Origin of the sequence: Streptomyces sp. NBC_01006 (assembly GCF_045162725.1) — a bacterium.
Lineage (GTDB): Bacteria > Actinomycetota > Actinomycetes > Streptomycetales > Streptomycetaceae > Streptomyces.
In genome coordinates, this window is the sequence record NZ_CP108700.1 from 7,528,326 (window position 1) to 7,543,782 (window position 15,457).

General features: G+C 73.1%; 14 protein-coding genes and 1 pseudogene. 9 read left to right on the plus strand and 6 right to left on the minus strand.

The window, feature by feature from the left end; genetic code table 11:
* Nucleotides 1-63: 63 nt before the first annotated feature.
* Nucleotides 64-753 (minus strand): DUF4389 domain-containing protein, encoded by a 690-nt coding sequence (locus OG509_RS34320; RefSeq protein WP_406186471.1) that lies wholly within the window; start codon nucleotides 751-753, stop codon nucleotides 64-66.
* 162 nt (nucleotides 754-915) lie between these two features.
* Here OG509_RS34320 and OG509_RS34325 point away from each other — a divergent pair, with 162 nt between their 5' ends.
* A complete protein-coding gene (locus OG509_RS34325) occupies nucleotides 916-1,896 on the plus strand; it encodes a GlxA family transcriptional regulator (protein ID WP_406186472.1) in 981 nt (326 codons plus the stop codon).
* Nucleotides 1,897-1,967: 71 nt separating this feature from the next.
* Nucleotides 1,968-2,606 carry an isochorismatase family protein gene (locus OG509_RS34330; protein ID WP_406186473.1) on the plus strand — a complete coding sequence of 213 codons (639 nt, stop codon included), beginning with the start codon at nucleotides 1,968-1,970 and terminating at the stop codon, nucleotides 2,604-2,606.
* Between the two features lie 28 nt (nucleotides 2,607-2,634).
* On the opposite strand, the gene OG509_RS34335 is transcribed toward OG509_RS34330, so the two are convergent.
* On the minus strand, nucleotides 2,635-2,985 hold the full coding sequence (locus OG509_RS34335; protein WP_406186474.1) for a hypothetical protein: 351 nt from the start codon (nucleotides 2,983-2,985) through the stop codon (nucleotides 2,635-2,637).
* A 122-nt stretch (nucleotides 2,986-3,107) separates the two neighbouring features.
* Here OG509_RS34335 and OG509_RS34340 point away from each other — a divergent pair, with 122 nt between their 5' ends.
* The 4 genes and pseudogenes from OG509_RS34340 to OG509_RS34355 all read left to right on the plus strand — a co-directional run.
* On the plus strand, nucleotides 3,108-4,307 hold the full coding sequence (locus tag OG509_RS34340) for a Gfo/Idh/MocA family protein (protein WP_406186475.1): 1,200 nt from the start codon (nucleotides 3,108-3,110) through the stop codon (nucleotides 4,305-4,307).
* Between the two features lie 93 nt (nucleotides 4,308-4,400).
* Nucleotides 4,401-5,144, plus strand: coding sequence for a carbonic anhydrase (locus tag OG509_RS34345; protein WP_406186476.1), 744 nt, complete (start codon nucleotides 4,401-4,403; stop codon nucleotides 5,142-5,144).
* Between the two features lie 156 nt (nucleotides 5,145-5,300).
* Nucleotides 5,301-6,113 (plus strand): class I SAM-dependent methyltransferase, encoded by an 813-nt coding sequence (locus OG509_RS34350; protein ID WP_406186477.1) that lies wholly within the window; start codon nucleotides 5,301-5,303, stop codon nucleotides 6,111-6,113.
* A 116-nt stretch (nucleotides 6,114-6,229) separates the two neighbouring features.
* Nucleotides 6,230-6,568 (plus strand): annotated as a pseudogene (locus OG509_RS34355) (aminopeptidase); the annotation flags it as partial.
* Between the two features lie 61 nt (nucleotides 6,569-6,629).
* On the opposite strand, the gene OG509_RS34360 reads toward OG509_RS34355, so the two are convergent.
* Together OG509_RS34360 and OG509_RS34365 are read right to left on the minus strand one after the other, a co-directional pair.
* On the minus strand, nucleotides 6,630-9,290 hold the full coding sequence (locus tag OG509_RS34360) for a SpoIIE family protein phosphatase (RefSeq protein ID WP_406187766.1): 2,661 nt from the start codon (nucleotides 9,288-9,290) through the stop codon (nucleotides 6,630-6,632).
* A 111-nt stretch (nucleotides 9,291-9,401) separates the two neighbouring features.
* Entirely contained in the window at nucleotides 9,402-9,803 is a 402-nt protein-coding gene (locus OG509_RS34365; RefSeq protein ID WP_385590165.1) for a DUF1992 domain-containing protein, read from the minus strand.
* Nucleotides 9,804-9,941: 138 nt separating this feature from the next.
* Between OG509_RS34365 and OG509_RS34370 the strand changes: the two genes are divergently transcribed.
* Nucleotides 9,942-11,327: an MFS transporter gene (locus OG509_RS34370; RefSeq protein ID WP_406186478.1), complete on the plus strand. Its 1,386-nt coding sequence runs from the start codon at nucleotides 9,942-9,944 to the stop codon at nucleotides 11,325-11,327.
* 89 nt (nucleotides 11,328-11,416) lie between these two features.
* Nucleotides 11,417-11,923 carry an ATP-binding protein gene (locus OG509_RS34375; protein WP_406186479.1) on the plus strand — a complete coding sequence of 169 codons (507 nt, stop codon included), beginning with the start codon at nucleotides 11,417-11,419 and terminating at the stop codon, nucleotides 11,921-11,923.
* Here the strand turns inward: OG509_RS34375 and OG509_RS34380 are convergent.
* Nucleotides 11,853-12,695, minus strand: a complete 843-nt coding sequence (locus OG509_RS34380) for a SigB/SigF/SigG family RNA polymerase sigma factor (protein WP_406186480.1) — start codon at nucleotides 12,693-12,695, stop codon at nucleotides 11,853-11,855. The genes OG509_RS34375 and OG509_RS34380 overlap by 71 nt on opposite strands.
* A 120-nt stretch (nucleotides 12,696-12,815) precedes the next feature.
* Nucleotides 12,816-13,964, minus strand: a complete 1,149-nt coding sequence (locus OG509_RS34385; protein ID WP_406186481.1) for an AI-2E family transporter — start codon at nucleotides 13,962-13,964, stop codon at nucleotides 12,816-12,818.
* Between the two features lie 266 nt (nucleotides 13,965-14,230).
* On the opposite strand from OG509_RS34385, the gene OG509_RS34390 reads away from it, so the two are divergent.
* A complete protein-coding gene (locus OG509_RS34390; protein ID WP_406186482.1) occupies nucleotides 14,231-15,331 on the plus strand; it encodes a glutamate--cysteine ligase in 1,101 nt (366 codons plus the stop codon).
* Nucleotides 15,332-15,457: the final 126 nt, after the last annotated feature.

Below are 15,457 nucleotides of genomic sequence, written 5' to 3' on the forward strand. Positions count from 1 at the left end.
TCCGGTTCCGGCGGGGGGCGGATCCGCTTCGGTCCGGGTCAGGTCAGGCCAAGTCGGAGCAGGTCAGGCCAGGTCAGGCGATGTCGCCGGGTCCGAGGCCGGGGCGGGTGCCGGGTCGGTGCCGCCCTGGTCGAGCCGGAACGGCGGGTACTCGTCCGTCATCAGCGTGGCGTACGCGGCGACGCGCAGCACCCACCGGTGCAGCCCGACGATCAGGTCGAACAGGCCGCGCGGGTACGTCGCGGTGAAGGCGAGCGCCACCGCCGCGATCAGGGCCAGCAGCGTGATCAGACCGCCGCCTCCGCACCAGCCGTGGCGCATGCCGCCGATGAAGAAGGCGATGATCAGGTAGTGCGGGATCGCCAGCAGCCACCACTTCACCAGGACCAGCGGCCGGGACAGGCGCTCCGGGTAGGCGACCTCCAGGCGTGCCGGGTAGCCGGGCTCCGGGCCCAGGCTGAAGGGCGGGTACCGGTCGGTGCCGAGGGCGCCGTACGCGTAGAACGAGACCCGCCACGACCAGCGGAGCACGCCGACGTTGAAGTCGAACAGGGCGCGCGGGTAGCGCTCGGTGAACAGGATCGCGAAGAAGGCGATCACGCTGACCAGGATGAAGGCGATCCAGAGGAAGAACAGCACGATGTAGTGCGGGATCGCCAGGATCCACTTCACCAGCCAGAGCCAGCGCGACAGCGGGCTGTCGAGGTCGGCGTTCACCCTGACCGAGCGGTGGTACGAAGCGTTCGCGGACATGATTGCGTCACCGTCCCGTGTCCGGCGTCGTCGAACCCCCCGGACCTTGTGCCCCTCCATCATCCGCGCCGCACGCGGCAGGCTCCAGTCGGCGTCCGCGGTGTCCGGATGTGACAGACAACCGTCATTGCGGACACCTGGCCGTCCGGCCAGGATGGACACATGTCCACCCCCCACCGCGTCGTGATCGCGGTCTTCCCCGATGTCGACCTGCTCGACGTCACCGGCCCCGCCGAGGTCTTCGCCCTCGCGAGCCGGGAGGCCGGGCGTCGGCTGTACGACGTACGCCTGGCGGGTCCGGACGGCGGCCAGGTCACCACGTCGGCCGGCGTCCGGCTGGTCACCGACCTCTCCTTCGCCGAGGTCGGCGCCGCCGTGGACACCCTCGTGGTGCCCGGCGCCGTCGAGCTCGCGCAGGAGGGCCCGGTCGCGCGGGTCGACGAGGCGGTGGTGCGGTGGATCGCCGCGACCGCCCCGTACGCCGGGCGCGTGGCCTCGGTGTGCGTCGGCGCCCACCTGCTGGCGGCGGCCGGCCTGCTGGACGGGCGCCGGGCCACCACCCACTGGTCCACGGCCGGCCAGCTGGCGGCCGAACACCCGCGGGTCGAGGTCGACCCGGACCCGATCTTCGTCCGGTCCGGCCGGGTGTGGACCGGGGCCGGGATCAGCGCCTGCATGGACCTGACGCTGGCCCTGGTGGCCGAGGACCACGGCGAGGAACTGGCCCTCGCGGTCGCCAGGCAGCTGGTCATGTACCTCAAACGGCAGGGCGGCCAGAGCCAGTTCAGCGTGCCGCTCAGCCGCCCGGCGGCCTCCCGCAGGGACATCGACGCCCTGCGGGCCTACATCACCGAGCACCTCGGCGCGGACCTGTCGGCGGCCGCGCTCGCGGCCCGGATGAGCCTGAGCGAGCGCCATTTCGCCCGTACCTTCCGCAAGGAGCTGGGCACCAGCCCCGCCGCCTACGTGGAGGCCGTACGGGTGGAAGCCGCCCGCCGGCTGCTGGAGACCACCGACCAGCCGCTGGAGCAGGTCGCCGCGGCGGCCGGCCTGGGCTCGGTGGAAACCCTGCACCGGGCCTTCCGCAAACAGATCGCGACGACCCCGGCCGCATACCGCCGCCGCTTCCGCACCGCCCACTGACCGCTCGGCGCGATGGCGCGCCGAGCCGCGGCTTCGCCGTGCCCGTTTCCCGAGAGAAGGACGCCTTCACCATGTCTGCATCCACCGCACCCACCGCATCCGCCGCACCCACCGCATCCAGGACCCTGCGCGATGTGATCGGCCTGCCCGGCACGCTGCCCCGCCTGGCCGAGTCCGTCCTGATCATGGTCGACTTCCAGAACACCTACCGCTCCGGTGTGATGGCCCTCGACGGCGCCGAACCGGCCCTCGCGGCGGGCGCCCGCCTGCTGGCCGCGGCCCGGGCCGCCGGCACGCCGGTCGTGCACGTCGTCAACGACGGCGGCGAGGGGACCCCGTACGACATCCGGGCCGAGATCGGCGCCATCAGCGCCGAGGTCGCGCCGCGCGAGGGGGAACCGGTCGTCGTCAAGCAGTTCCCGAACGCCTTCCACGCCACCGAGCTGGAGAAGACCCTGCGGGAGCTGGGCGCCGGACCCGACCTGGTGATCGCCGGGTTCATGACGCACATGTGCGTCACGTTCACCGCCCAGGGCGCCTTCAACCTGGGCTACCGCCCGACCGTCGTCGCCGAGGCCACCGCGACGCGTACCCTCACGGCCCCCGACGGCACGCTGATCCCGGCCGCCACCCTCCAGTCGGCGAGCCTCACCACGATCGCCGACCTCTTCGCCCCGGTGGCCCCGACGGTCGACTCCCTCCCGGCCTGATCCGGAGCAGGCGTCACCGGAGCCGGCGTCAGTGGATGACGCTGAAGCTGCGCCAGGGGAGGCTGACCGGGGCCGTCACGTTCGAGAGCGTGGTGGCGACGTAGATGCCTTCGTTCCCCAAGGGCGTGGTGCAGTCCTCCGTCCTGTACAGCACGACGTCGACGAGGGTGTTGTTCTCCACGTGGGTGGCGCCCTTCGGGAGGGCGATCCTGTGGCATCCGTTCACCGAGGTGTTCGAGTAACTCAGCTCCGCCGGCGAGTCGTGGCTGCGGAACGTCAGCATGCCGACGGTGCTCCGGCCCAGGCCCGAGCAGGCGGTGGCGGTCAGCAGCAGTGCTGCGGCCGCGGTGATGACGCCGATACGCCGGCTGTGGGACATGGCGCGGTCCTCGTCTGTGCGGTGGTGACTGCCTTGCCCACAGCGTGCCCCGGCCGGGCGCGGGCGGCATCCGGTGCTCGGCCGGGCGGATGAACGCGGCCGGGCCGGGAAGGGACTCCGCCATGACCACCGACCTTCGCATCGGCGTCCTCGGATACGGGCTCCGCGGCAGCATCGCGCGTACGGCACACCGGCCCGGCCGCGGCGCGACCGTCACCGCCGTCGCGGATCCCGATCCGCGGGCCCGGGCGGAGGCCGCCGCGGCCTTCCCGGGTGCGTACGCCACCCCCGATCCCGCCGCCGTGATCGAGGATCCGGACGTCGACGCCGTCCTCGTCCTGACCCCCGACCACACCCACGCCGACCTGGCCTGCCGGACGCTCGTCGCCCGCAAGCCCGTCTTCGTCGAGAAGCCGCTCGCCATCACCGTCGACGGCTGCGACGAGATCCTGCGCACCGCCCGCGCGACGGGCACCCGCCTGTACGTCGGGCACAACATGCGGCACATGCCCGTCGTGCGGACGATGCGCGAGCTGATCGCGGCCGGTGCGATCGGGCGGGTCAGGACCGTCTGGGTCCGGCACTTCGTCGGCTACGGCGGCGACTGGTACTTCAAGGACTGGCACGCCGAACGCCGCCACACCACGAGCCTGCTGCTCCAGAAGGCCGCGCACGACATCGACGTACTGCACTGGCTGGCCGGTGCCTACACCGACGACGTCCAGGCGATGGGCGACCTGCTCGTCTACGGGGACAACCCGCACCGGCGCGCTCCCGGCGAACCCAAGACCGACGACTGGTACACGGAAGACGGCCACTGGCCCCCGCACACCCAGCGCGGACTCAACCCCGTCATCGACGTCGAGGACGTCTCGCTGCTCAACCTCCGCCTCACGGGCGGGGTGCTCGCCGCCTATCAGCAGTGCCATTTCACCCCCGACTACTGGCGCAACTACACGGTCATCGGCGACGCCGGCCGCCTGGAGAACTTCGGCGACGGCCCGGGCGCCGAGGTCCGGGTCTGGAACGCCCGGCGCTCCGGCTACCGGGCCGCGCCGGACGCCTCGTACGTCGTCCCCGACGCGGAGGGCGCGGGCGGGCACGGGGGCGCCGACCCGCTGCTGATCGACGAGTTCCTGCGCTTCGTACGCCACGGGGGAGCGACGGACACCTCGCCGGTCGCCGCCCGGATGGCGGTCGCGGCGGGCTGCATGGCGACGGAATCCCTGCGCGACGGGGGCACGCCCCGGCGGGTGCCGCCGCTCGATCCGGCCCTGGCGGCCTACTTCGACCAGGGCCAGGGCACGTCCCGGGACCGTTGAACCGCCACGCGGGCCCCGGCATTTGCCCAAGAGTTCCCCAAGGGCGGGCCCGCCTCCGGGTCCCCGGCCGCGCGGGGCCTAGCTTGGGCCCGCATGAGCGTCCTTGCCGAGCAGCACCGGGCCGACGGGACTCCTGGGCGGCGTCGCCTGGTACGCGGCGCCCTCACCGGGGCCGTGGCCCTGTGCGCCGGGCTGGCGGCCGGCGCCGGCTCCACCGGCGGCTCCACCCGGACGGGGCCGAACGGTCCGCGGCCCGGCACGCCGGAGGCGGCGCTGCGGGAGCTGTCGGCCGGCAACGCCCGCTGGCGGACCCTCCACGAGCGGCATCCCGACGCCACCCGGACGGTACGGCAGGCGCTGGTCGGGGGCCAGCATCCGTTCGCCGTCATCCTGGGCTGCGTCGACTCCCGCGTCCCGCCGGAGCTGGTCTTCGACCAGGGGCTCGGCGATCTGATGACCGTACGGTCGGCCGGTGAGGTGCTGGACGACGCCGTGCTCGGAAGCATCGCGTTCGGGGTCGTGGAGCTGGCCATTCCGCTGGTGGTGGTCCTCGGGCACCAGTCCTGCGGGGCGGTGACCGCCGCGGTCCGCGCCGCCGAGGGGCTGGAGCAGCTGCCCGGACACCTGCGCTACCTGGCGGAGCAGATCCGTCCGGCCGTCGACCGCACGCTGAGCAGGGACGCGCGCGTCGACGCGGCGGTCACCCAGAACGTCCGGCTCGTCCGCTCCCGGCTGGCGGCCGAGCCCGATCTCGCCGCCCGGGTCGCGGCCGGAAGGCTGGCCGTGGTCGGAGCACGGTACGAACTGACCAGCCAGCGGGTGCACCGGATCCGCTGAGCAGATCTCCAGGTCCACATGTGCGGGGCTCTTGTTTGTTTTGCCAGGCATCTGCCAACCGATTTACGTGAGTGACCTTGCAGATGCACTATGGGGGAGGCCACCGCCCGGGCGGCAACGCTCCCGACTCCTGCTCACGAGGCGAGGTATGGATCCATGGATGTACGCAGCTGGGACGGCAGCGCAGGCGATGTCGACTACGGCGCCATCGGCTCCGGCTACGCGGACTTCCGCCGCCCCGACCCCCGCATCGCCCGCTTCATCGCCGACGCGCTCGAAGGGGCCCGCACCGTGGTCAACATCGGCGCCGGGTCCGGATCGTACGAGTCCGCCGCCACCGCGGTGACTCCCGTGGAGCCGTCCCGGTCGATGCGGGCCCAGCGCTCGGAGGCCCTGCCGCGGGCGGTGGACGCCGTCGCGGAGGACCTGCCGTTCGCGGACGGGGAGTTCGACGGGGCGATGACCCTGTTCAGCGTGCACCAGTGGAGCGACGTCGAGGCGGGCCTGCGCGAGATGCGCCGGGTGACCCGCGGCCCGGCGGTCGTGCTGACCTGCGACCCCCACCGCGTACGCGACTTCTGGCTTTACGAGTACGCGCCCGAGGTCCTCGACACCGAGGCCCGCCGCTACCCGCCGCTCGAAAAGATGGCCGCGGCCCTCGGCGGCACCGGGACGGTGCGGACCGTACCCATCCCGCTGGACTGCACCGACGGGTTCAACGAGGCCTACTACGGCCGCCCCGAGATGCTGCTGGACCCCGCGGCCCGCCAGGCCTGCTCTGCCTGGAGCTTTGTCGACGACGGGGTGCGCGAGCGGTTCACCACCCGGCTGCGGGACGACCTCGACTCCGGTGCGTGGGACGAGCGCTTCGGCCACCTGCGCAGCCGGCCGTTCTACGAGGGGTCGCTCGTCATCGTGCGCGCGATACCCGAGCCCCGGACAGAGGAGCACCGCGATGGAGGTACCTGACCGCATGGACGAACGACTGCGCGTCCTGGGTCTGGTCGAGGCCCAGCGCAAGGCCGAGGCCCTGTTCGCCGAGATCGAGGCGCGGGGGCTGGTCGCGCCCGGCGCCGCGGAGCGGGCTGAGGGAGGACCTGGCCACGGTGTTCGCGGCGGGTCGCGCCGCCTTCCGCGCCGACCCCCACATCACCGGCAAGCAGCTGTACACGCAGGTGGAGCGGCTCGCCGCCGAGGCGGGCCGGACGCTGGGCGGGTGGCACGCCGGTCACCTCGTCGGGGAGTTCCCGCACGAGACGATCGACGGCGCCCGCGCGGAGTCGTACATCGCACCGGACAACGACACCCCGCTGCGCCGCACCGACCGGGCCGGGTGGCGCTGCCACTGGATCCTGGAGCTCCATCTGGTCGACGAGCCGCACGGATTCGGCGGTTTCCACGAGCAGCTCCTCGACCTCGCCTGACTCCGAGGGGGCGCGGCGGACCGGGGGACCGGCGGGCCGGGGGACCGGGGGTCCGGCCCGGTCACACCGGGTCGGTTTCCTCCGGGTCCGGCAGCGACTGCTCCGACCAGATGACCTTGCCCTCCGGCGTGTAGCGCGCTCCCCAGCGGCGGCTGAGCTGGGCCACCAGGAAGAGGCCGCGGCCACCCTCGTCCGTGGTCTTGGCGTAGTGCAGCCGCGGCGAGCTGCTGCTGCCGTCGAAGACCTCGCAGGTCAGCACCCGGTCGTGCAGGAGCCGTACGCGGACCGGCTCGGCCCCGTGCCGGATCGCGTTCGTGATCAGCTCACTCAGCACCAGCTCCGTACCGAAGGTGAGCTCCGACAGGCCCCACTCCTCCAGTTTCTCCATGGCGACGGCCCGCATGGCCCCGACCGCACTCGGCTCGAACGGGACTTCCCACTCGGCGATGCGGTCCGCCGGCAGCGCCGACGTCCGCGCGACCAGCAGGGCCACGTCGTCGCGCGGGCGCACCGGCAGCAGCTCCGCCAGGACCTCCCGGCAGGTCTCCTCCGGGCTGCGGTCCGCGTGCGCCAGGGCCGAGCGGAGCAGCGCGAGCCCCTCGTCGATGTCGCGGGCCCGGTCCTCGATCAGCCCGTCGGTGTACAGCACCAGCTGGGTGCCCTCGCTCAGGTCCAGCTCCGCCGACTCGAAGGGGAACCCGCCGAGCCCCAGCGGCGCACCCGCGGGCAGCTCCGGGATCTCCACCGTGCCGTCGGGGCGCACCACCGCCGGCGGCATGTGGCCGGCCCGTGCCACCGTGCAGCGCTGGGTCACCGCGTCGTACACGGCGTACAGGCAGGTGGCCCCGATCAGGCCGCCCTCGGCGCCGTCGCCACCCGCCACGCTCTGGTCGATGTACTGGACGAGATCGTCGAGGCGGGCCAGGAGCTCGTCGGGCGGCAGGTCCAGGGACGAGAAGTTCAGTACGGCCGTACGCAGCCGGCCCATGGCCGCGGCGGCGTGCAGACCGTGCCCGACGACGTCGCCGACGACGAGGGCGACACGGGCGCCCGGCAGCGGGATCACGTCGAACCAGTCGCCGCCCACCCCCGACTGCGCGGGCAGGTAGTAGTGCGCCACCTCCACGGCGCTCTGCTCGGGCAGATCGCGCGGCAGCAGGCTGCGCTGGAGGGTCACGGCCAGGGCGTGCTCGCGCGTGTAGCGGCGCGCGTTGTCGATGCTGACCCCGGCGCGGGCGACGAGCTCCTCCGCCAGCGACAGGTCCTCCTCGTCGAAGGGCTCCTTCTCGGAGCGCCAGAAGTTGACCACGCCGAGGGCGACGCCGCGGGCCTTGAGCGGGGCCGTGATCAGGGAGTGGACGCCGTAGTCGACGATGGCCTTGGCCCGCGGCGGGTCCTGGGCGTGCCAGCCCGGCGCGTCGGCCAGGTTGGTCACGAGCTCGGCGCGTCCGCTGTTGAGTCCGCGCGCCTGCGGGGTGGAGGGCAGGAAGTCGATCAGCCGGCCGCGCGGGTAGAGCGGGACGTCGTCCCGGATCCCGCTGACCCCGGTGCGCCGCAGGTCGGACTTGACGGCGGTGGGCTCGTCGCCGAGGAGAACGGGTTCCGCCAGGTCAACGGTGACGAAGTCCGCGAAGCGCGGTACGGCCACGTCCGCGAGCTCCTGGGCCGTCCGCTCCACGTCCAGGGTGGTGCCGACGCCGACCCCCGCGTCGTACAGCAGCCGGAGCCGTTTGCGGGCGGCCTCGGCCCGGGTGCTGAGCACCTGCATCTCGGTGGAGTCCCGGATGGTGACGGCCGTGCCCTCGGGCCTGCCGCGCGGGCGGGTCGCGCGCTGGTTGACGACCAGCAGCCGGTCCCCGGCCTCGTGCACCTCGTCGGTGGTCTCGCGGCCGGACAGCAGGAGGTCGGCCATCTGCGGGTCGAGCCCCGACAGCTCCCGGATGTGCTGCCCCTCGGCGTCGGGCGGGAGCCTGAGCAGACGTTTCGCCTCGTCGTTGGCGAGGAGGAGCCGGCCGCCGCCGTCGGTGATCAGCACGCCCTCGCGTACGGAGTGCAGCACCGCGTCGTGGTGCTCGTACATGCGGGTCATCTCAAGGGGGCCGAGCCCGCGGGTCTGGCGGCGCAGGCGTCGGCTGATCAGCGCCGCGCCGGCGGTGGCCAGGGCGAGGCCGATCGCACTGGTGCCGAGGATGAGGGGCAGCTGCCGCTGGAACACACCGGTGACGTTCTTCACCGTGAGGCCGGCCGACACCAGGGCCACGACCGGGCCGCCGTCCTTGTAGGGGTCGGCGAAGACGGGCACCACGGCCTGGATCTCCTGGCCGAGCGGTCCCTTCACGCTCTCGGTGTACACCTGGCCGGCCAGTGAGGGCGCGATGGTACCCACGAACTGTTTGCCGATGCGGTCGGGGAGCGGATGGGTGTAGCGGATCCCCTGGTCGTTCATGACGACGATGAAGTCCACCCCGGCGTCCTTGCGGGTCACCTCGGTGAGCGGCTGGAGGATCTTGGAGGGGTCGGGGGTGAGGAGGGCCGGGCGCAGCCCGAGCGAGTGGGCGAAGGTCTGCGCGACGGCCACCGAGCGGGTCCGGGCCTCCCGGTCCACGTCGTGCCGGGACTGGAGTACGAGGGCCAGTACCGCCCCGGCGGCGAGCAGCACCACGATCGCCACCTGAAGGACGAATACCTGTCGGGCGACGCTGCGCGGGCGCTTTTGCCTCAGTGACCGCACCGACGTCCCCGGCACGGGTTGCAAGGATGGGTCACGAGACCATTTGTAGCACTGTCGGTGGTCCGCAGCCGGGAGAGCCGCGAGCGCGGCCGGCGCGCGCCGTCAGTCGGTCCGGCTCTCGCGCCAGGTCCTGAGCACCTCGTCGACGTCGAATTCGGTGAGGTGGAGGGGCGGTCCGGGCGGGGGGCGGCGCAGGGCCGCGCGGATCTTCTCGTTGATCCCGGTGAGAATGTCACGGGCCTGGCCTTCCGAGCGGGCGGCGTGTACCGCCTCCAGGGCGTCCTCGGCCTCCTTGCGCAGGGCGAGCGCGGGCGGCAGAACGGCGAACCCCTCGCGGTGCATCTTGCCCTTGATCCACCACAGCTCGTCGTACGGGGCGTCGATCGAGGCCAGGGGCTTTCCGTAGCCCGGGAGCTGCTCGAACTCGCCGCGCTCGGCGGCCTCCCTGATCTGCCGGTCCACCCAGGACTCGAAGCTGACGCCCGGTGGTTTGCGGTCGGTCACGACTGCTCCTCTCGTCCGTGCGCCCAGCCTATGTGGCGGGGGCCGCGGATTTATCTTGACGTCAAGATTGATTTCCGGCAGGCTACCGCGAGGTATCTCGACATCGAGATACTTTGGCGGGGGATGCGGAGGCCCGGAATGATCTGGCGGCGCGGCGCGGGGAAGCGGACGGACCGGAAGGACCCGGGGGTCCGGAAGGGCGGAGCCGGGCTGCTCGCCCAGTTGCGCCGTCCGCCCGGCGGGCGGGACGCCCGGATCATGCTCTTCGCCCAGCTGCTGGACCGCACCGGGACCGGGGTGTGGGGCGCGTCATCCGTCCTCTTCTTCACCTTCGTGGCGGGCCTGGACGGGCGGCAGCTGGGCCTGCTGCTGGGTGCGGCAGGCGTGGCGGGCATCGCCGGCTCGCCGCTGGCGGGCCACCTGGCGGCCCGCTTCCCGGCGCGTGCGCTGCTGATCGGCTGTCACCTGCTGCGCCTGGCCGCGATCTGCGCGCTGCTCGTGTTCACCCGCTTCGAGGTGCTGCTGCTCGTGGTCGCCCTCACCTCGCTCGGCGACCGGGCGGCCAAGATGCTGGAGATGCTCTTCGCCACGCGGGCGGCGGGCGAGCAGCGCGGCACGTACCAGGCGCTGTCGCGCAGCGTTGCGAACGCCGGGTACGCGCTCGGCGCGGGATTCGCCGCCATCGGCCTCGCGGTGGGCACGCGCGAGGCGTACCAGGTCCTGATCCTCGGCAACGCACTGTCGTTCGTCCTGGCCGCGGCGCTGGTGTGGCGGACCCGGGAGCAGCCGCACGGCCTCGGGAGCGGGGAGGGGGCCGCGGAGACCGCGGACGCGCCCGGGGCGGGGAGGCCGGGCGTCGCGAATCCGTGGCGGGACCGCGGCTACCTCCGGTTCGTCCTCCTGGACATCCCGCTGTGCCTGGACGACTCGATCCTCGGGGTCGGGCTGCCGCTGTGGCTGATCGAACACACCGACGCCCCGCACGCCGTGGTCCCGGCCTTCCTCATCATCAACACCGTGCTCGTCGTGGCCCTGCAGATGACCGTGTCGGCGAGGGTCCGGCGGCCGCGCGAGGCCGCCGGAGCGGCCCGGCTGTACGGGCTGACCCTGCTCGGATGCTGCGTGCTCCTGGCCCTCACCCCCGAACACGGGGCCTGGGCCGCCTCGATCGCCCTCCTGGCCGCCGCCGTGCTGGCCACGGCCGCGGAGCTGCTGCGCTCGGTGAGCTCCTGGGAGCTGGCCGTCTCCCTCGCGCCCCCGGACGCGAAGGCCTCGTACCTGGGGGTGGCGGGCATGTCCCAGTCCATCCAGAAGTCGGCCGGGCCGCTGCTGCTGACCGGCGCGGTGATGGCGGCCGGCCCGGCGGGCTGGCTGGCGCTCGGGGCGGCCGTCGCGGGGGTCTCGGTCGTCCAACGGCGGACCGGTCTACGGCGGTTGGATTCCATGGAGCGGGCGGAGGCCGCGGCCGCCGTACCGGCCGGTTCCCGTACGGCGACGGGAAGTGATCCCGCGCCGGTGTCCTGACACGACCCGGAGGGCTTCTTCTCCTTCGGCCAGGCCATCGGATCATGCAGGCACGGTGTTTTCTCCCCCGGCCTGGGTAGGCGGCCCGCATGAGCGAGGACACCCGCACGCTGATCCTCGGCGGCGGGACGCAGAAGGCCGTCACCCGGTGCCGGGACTTCACCCGGCGGGCGCTGGCCGAATGGCAGTGGATCACGGATGCGGACGACGCGGGAAGCCCGTACGACCCGGACCGGCAGGAGGCCGCAGAAGACGTCCTGCTCCTGGTCTCCGAACTCGTCGGCAACGCCTGCCTGCACGCGGGCGGCCCCCGTGAGCTGGTGCTGCGCCGCACCACCGCCCGGCTGCGGATCGAGGTCAGCGACGGGAGCCCCGAGCACCCCCGTCGCCTGCTGACCGCCGGTTCCGCCCTTCCGGGCGGCCACGGCCTGCTCATCCTGGAGCGGCTCGCCCGGAGCTGGGGCTGCGAGCCCTACGGCCACGGGCGGACCGGCAAGACGGTGTGGGCGGAAGTCCCGACGCCGCTCACGGCTGCGCAGGCTCCTCCGGCGGATCCTCCAGGAGGCCTGTCCGCAGGGCGGTCAGCGTCCGGTTGAGCAGCCGCGAGACGTGCATCTGCGACAGCCCCAGCCGCTCGCCGATCTCGGACTGGGTCAGCCCGTCGCCGAAGCGCAGCGAGAGCAGCGTGCGCTCCCGCTCGGACAACTCGGCCAGGAGCGGCTTGAGCGACTCCAGACACTCGATCGTGTCGTACGCCGTCTCCTCCGCGCCGAGCGAGGGCCGGTCGGCGTACGTGGTGCGGTCGCCGTCCTCCTGCGCGGGCGCGTCCAGGGAGCGCGCGGAGTACGCGTGCGCCGCCTTCTGCCCCTCCACGAGCTCCTCGGGCGTGACGTGCAGGCACCCCGCCATCTCGGCTTCCGTGGGCTCGCGGCCCAGGTCCTGCTCCAGGGCGTCATGCGCCTTCGCGGCGTCGATCCGCAGCTCCTGGAGCCGCCGGGGCACCTTGACGGCCCAACTGGTGTCGCGGAAGAACCGCTTGACCTCGCCGACGATGGTCGGCATCGCGAAGGTCGTGAACTCCACCCCGCGCTCCGGGTCGAACCGGTTGATCGCCTTGATCAGGCCGATCGTCCCGACCTGGACGATGTCCTCCATCGGCTCGCTCCGGCCGCGGAAGCGGCGGGCGGCGTATTTCACCAGGCTGAGGTTGAGCTCGACGAGCGTGTTGCGCACGTACGAGTACGCTGCGCTCCCCTCGTCCAGGCTCCGCAGCCGGTGGAACAGTGCCCCGGACAGCGCCCGGGCCTCGCCGGTGCTCACACTCAGCGGGTCCAGCGGAATGCGTTCGGTGACCTCTGCATACCCCATCTCGGCTCCTCCGACGGGTGGTCGCGCCACTGCGGTGCGGCACGGCCGTCTCGTGAGCTGTTCTCGGTACATATACCCCCCTCCCGGCCGGATGAAGCCGTTCGATCGGGGAAGCGCAGCTCAGAGCCCGGCTTCCGGGGACCGCAGCGACTGGCGGACCGCCCAGACGACCGAGACCAGCGGTACCGCGACCACCGCGCCCAGCACGCCCGCGGCGATGGCCCCCGCCACCACGGACAGGGCCACGACCACCGGGTGCAACCGGACCGCCCAGCTCATCAGCATCGGGTGCAGCACATGCCCCTCGATCTGCCCGATGATCACGATCAGGGCGACCACGAGCGCGGCGATCAGCGGCCCCTTGGCCGCCAGCGCGACCACCACGGCCACCGCGAGGGCGACCGGGGAGCCGATCAGCGGGATGAACGCGGCGAAGAACTCCAGCAGCGCCAGCGGCACGGCCAGCGGGACGCCCAAGGCGTAGAGCGCCACCCCCACCAGGACGGCGTTGGTCGCCGCGACCAGCACGATCCCGTGGGTGTACCCGGTGAACGTCCGCCACGCGGCCCGGCCCGCGACCGAGATGCGCTGCTGCGCGCCCTCCGGGAACTGGGAGCACACCCAGCGCCACTGCCGGTCACCCGAGTAGATGAAGAAGACCGAGCAGAACATCGACAGCGCCACCACGGTCAGGGCCTGCACCAGCCGCCCCGCACCGCTCACGGCCGTGCTGAGCAGGCTCGCGCGGTGGCTGGAGAGGTAGTCGCCGATCCGGTCCCGCAGATCGCCCAGCGCGTGCGGGCTCAGCCGCAGGGGCGGCCGCTCCAGCAGGGGCTCCAGCCGGTCCAGCCCCGCCCGGAACTCCGCCACCAGCGAGTTCCACTCCGCGGCGACCGTCTCGCCGACGAAGGCGAGCGCGCCGAGCGCGAGCACGATGCTGCCGAGGAGCGCGCAGGCCACGGCGAGGGAACGGGGGATCCACCGGGCCAGCAGATCGGCCACCGGGCGCAGCAGCGCGGTCGCGACCAGGCCGAGGAAGACGGCCACGGCGAGCTCGTGGAACCGCCCCAGCACCATGAACACCGTGTACACGACCGCGCCGACCACCAGCAGCCGCCAGGAGTACGCCGCGGCCGTCCGCAGCGGGGGCGACACGGAGGCGTACGGTCGCTCGACCGGCCTCCCGCCCGGGCGGCGGCCGAGGGCCCGGGCGCGCCGGACGGCCACCCGGGAGCGGGGCGTCGGCCGGCCTGCGGATCGCCTGGTCATGTACCGCCTCTGCCGGTGGCCCGATGGGTGCATTTCCCTGTGAACTGCCACGCTGGATTCGACACCCCACGCACCGGGAGCCAGATTCGCCCGAAGGAACCGCCGAATGCCCGCGCCCGAAGCGCGGTGGCCGCCCCTGCATGAGGCGGCCCCGCCCGGGCAGACGCAAGGCCCACGGACCGGACCACGAAGGACCGCCGCCGTGGGTGTCGTGGGTGCCGCGGGCGCCGGGGATCGAAGAACTCGAGGCAGGAGTCCGACGCGACATGAACACGGTTGGGGTTGAGGAGGAGTACGTCCTGCTGGATCCGGTCACCCATCTGCCCGTGTCCCGGGCGGAGGAGGTGAGGACAGCGGCCGGCCTCGGGCCTTTCGTGGACGCCGGGGAGGTACAGAACGAGCTGCTCCAGGCCCAGATCGAGGTCGCCACACCCGTCTGCACGGACCTGGACGAGGTCGCCGGCCACCTGCTGAGGCTGCGGCACGCCGTCGGTTCCGCCGCCGAGGAGTACGGCTGCCTGCTCGCCACCTCCGCCGCGGCCCCGCTGCGGGACGCGGTACCGGTCCCGGTCACCCGCAAGCCCCGGTACCTGAAGATGCGGGAGGAAGCCCGCCGCCTCGTCGACGAGCAGCTGATCAACGGCATGCACGTACACGTCGGCGTACCCGACCGGGAGACGGGCGTGGCGGTCCTCAACCGGCTGCGGGTCTGGCTGCCGACCCTGGTGGCCATGTCGGCGAACTCCCCGCTGTGGGACGGGCGCGAGACGGGCTTCGCCAGCTGGCGCACGATCGTCTTCGGCCGCTGGCCGGTCAGCGGCCCGACGCCGTGCTTCCGTACGCTCGCCGACTACGAGGAACGCGCCGACGCGCTCCTGGAGGCGGGGTTGATCGCCGACCGGGGCCAGCTCTACTGGCAGGCCAGGCTGTCCGAGCGCTACCCCACGGTGGAGGTGCGCTGCCTCGACGTACAGCTGGACGCCACCGACGCGGTGCTGCTCACCGGGATCGTCCGCGGGCTGGTCAGCACCGCGATCGCCGAGGAGAAGGCGGGAGCCGCCCCCGTCGAGTGCGCGCCCGAGCTGCTCCAGGCGGCCATGTGGCACGCGGCCCGGCACGGCCTCGACGGCACCCTGATGGACCCGCAGGGCCGCCGGCGCAGCGCCGGAGACGTGCTGTCGCTGCTGATGGGGTACATCACGCCCGCACTGGAGGAGGCCGGGGACCAGCGCGAGGTCGGCTCCCTGCTGCACCGGCTCCTCAGGGAGGGCACGCCCGCGGACCGGCAGCGCCGGGCCCTCGCGGACGGGGGCATGGCGGCCCTCGCCGATCTGATCACCGGGCAGGGCGCCGGGAGCGGCCGCTGAGCAGGCCGCGGCGGTGCCCGGCCGACGTGCGGGGCGGCGGCCCCGACGGGACGATGGGCTGGACGAGGGACGGAGCGTGTGGTGGAGATTTCTACGAGGGAGGTCTTCGGCGCGCCGTGCTGGGTC

Bases quoted from the DNA above. Each gene is read 5' to 3' on its own strand.
- OG509_RS34320 (WP_406186471.1), bottom strand. From the start codon at position 753: ATGTCCGCGAACGCTTCGTACCACCGCTCGGTCAGGGTGAACGCCGAC.
- OG509_RS34325 (WP_406186472.1), top strand. From the start codon at position 916: ATGTCCACCCCCCACCGCGTCGTGATCGCGGTCTTCCCCGATGTCGAC.
- OG509_RS34330 (WP_406186473.1), top strand. From the start codon at position 1,968: ATGTCTGCATCCACCGCACCCACCGCATCCGCCGCACCCACCGCATCC.
- OG509_RS34335 (WP_406186474.1), bottom strand. From the start codon at position 2,985: ATGTCCCACAGCCGGCGTATCGGCGTCATCACCGCGGCCGCAGCACTG.
- OG509_RS34340 (WP_406186475.1), top strand. From the start codon at position 3,108: ATGACCACCGACCTTCGCATCGGCGTCCTCGGATACGGGCTCCGCGGC.
- OG509_RS34345 (WP_406186476.1), top strand. From the start codon at position 4,401: ATGAGCGTCCTTGCCGAGCAGCACCGGGCCGACGGGACTCCTGGGCGG.
- OG509_RS34350 (WP_406186477.1), top strand. From the start codon at position 5,301: ATGGATGTACGCAGCTGGGACGGCAGCGCAGGCGATGTCGACTACGGC.
- OG509_RS34370 (WP_406186478.1), top strand. From the start codon at position 9,942: ATGATCTGGCGGCGCGGCGCGGGGAAGCGGACGGACCGGAAGGACCCG.
- OG509_RS34375 (WP_406186479.1), top strand. From the start codon at position 11,417: ATGAGCGAGGACACCCGCACGCTGATCCTCGGCGGCGGGACGCAGAAG.
- OG509_RS34380 (WP_406186480.1), bottom strand. From the start codon at position 12,695: ATGGGGTATGCAGAGGTCACCGAACGCATTCCGCTGGACCCGCTGAGT.
- OG509_RS34385 (WP_406186481.1), bottom strand. From the start codon at position 13,964: ATGACCAGGCGATCCGCAGGCCGGCCGACGCCCCGCTCCCGGGTGGCC.
- OG509_RS34390 (WP_406186482.1), top strand. From the start codon at position 14,231: ATGAACACGGTTGGGGTTGAGGAGGAGTACGTCCTGCTGGATCCGGTC.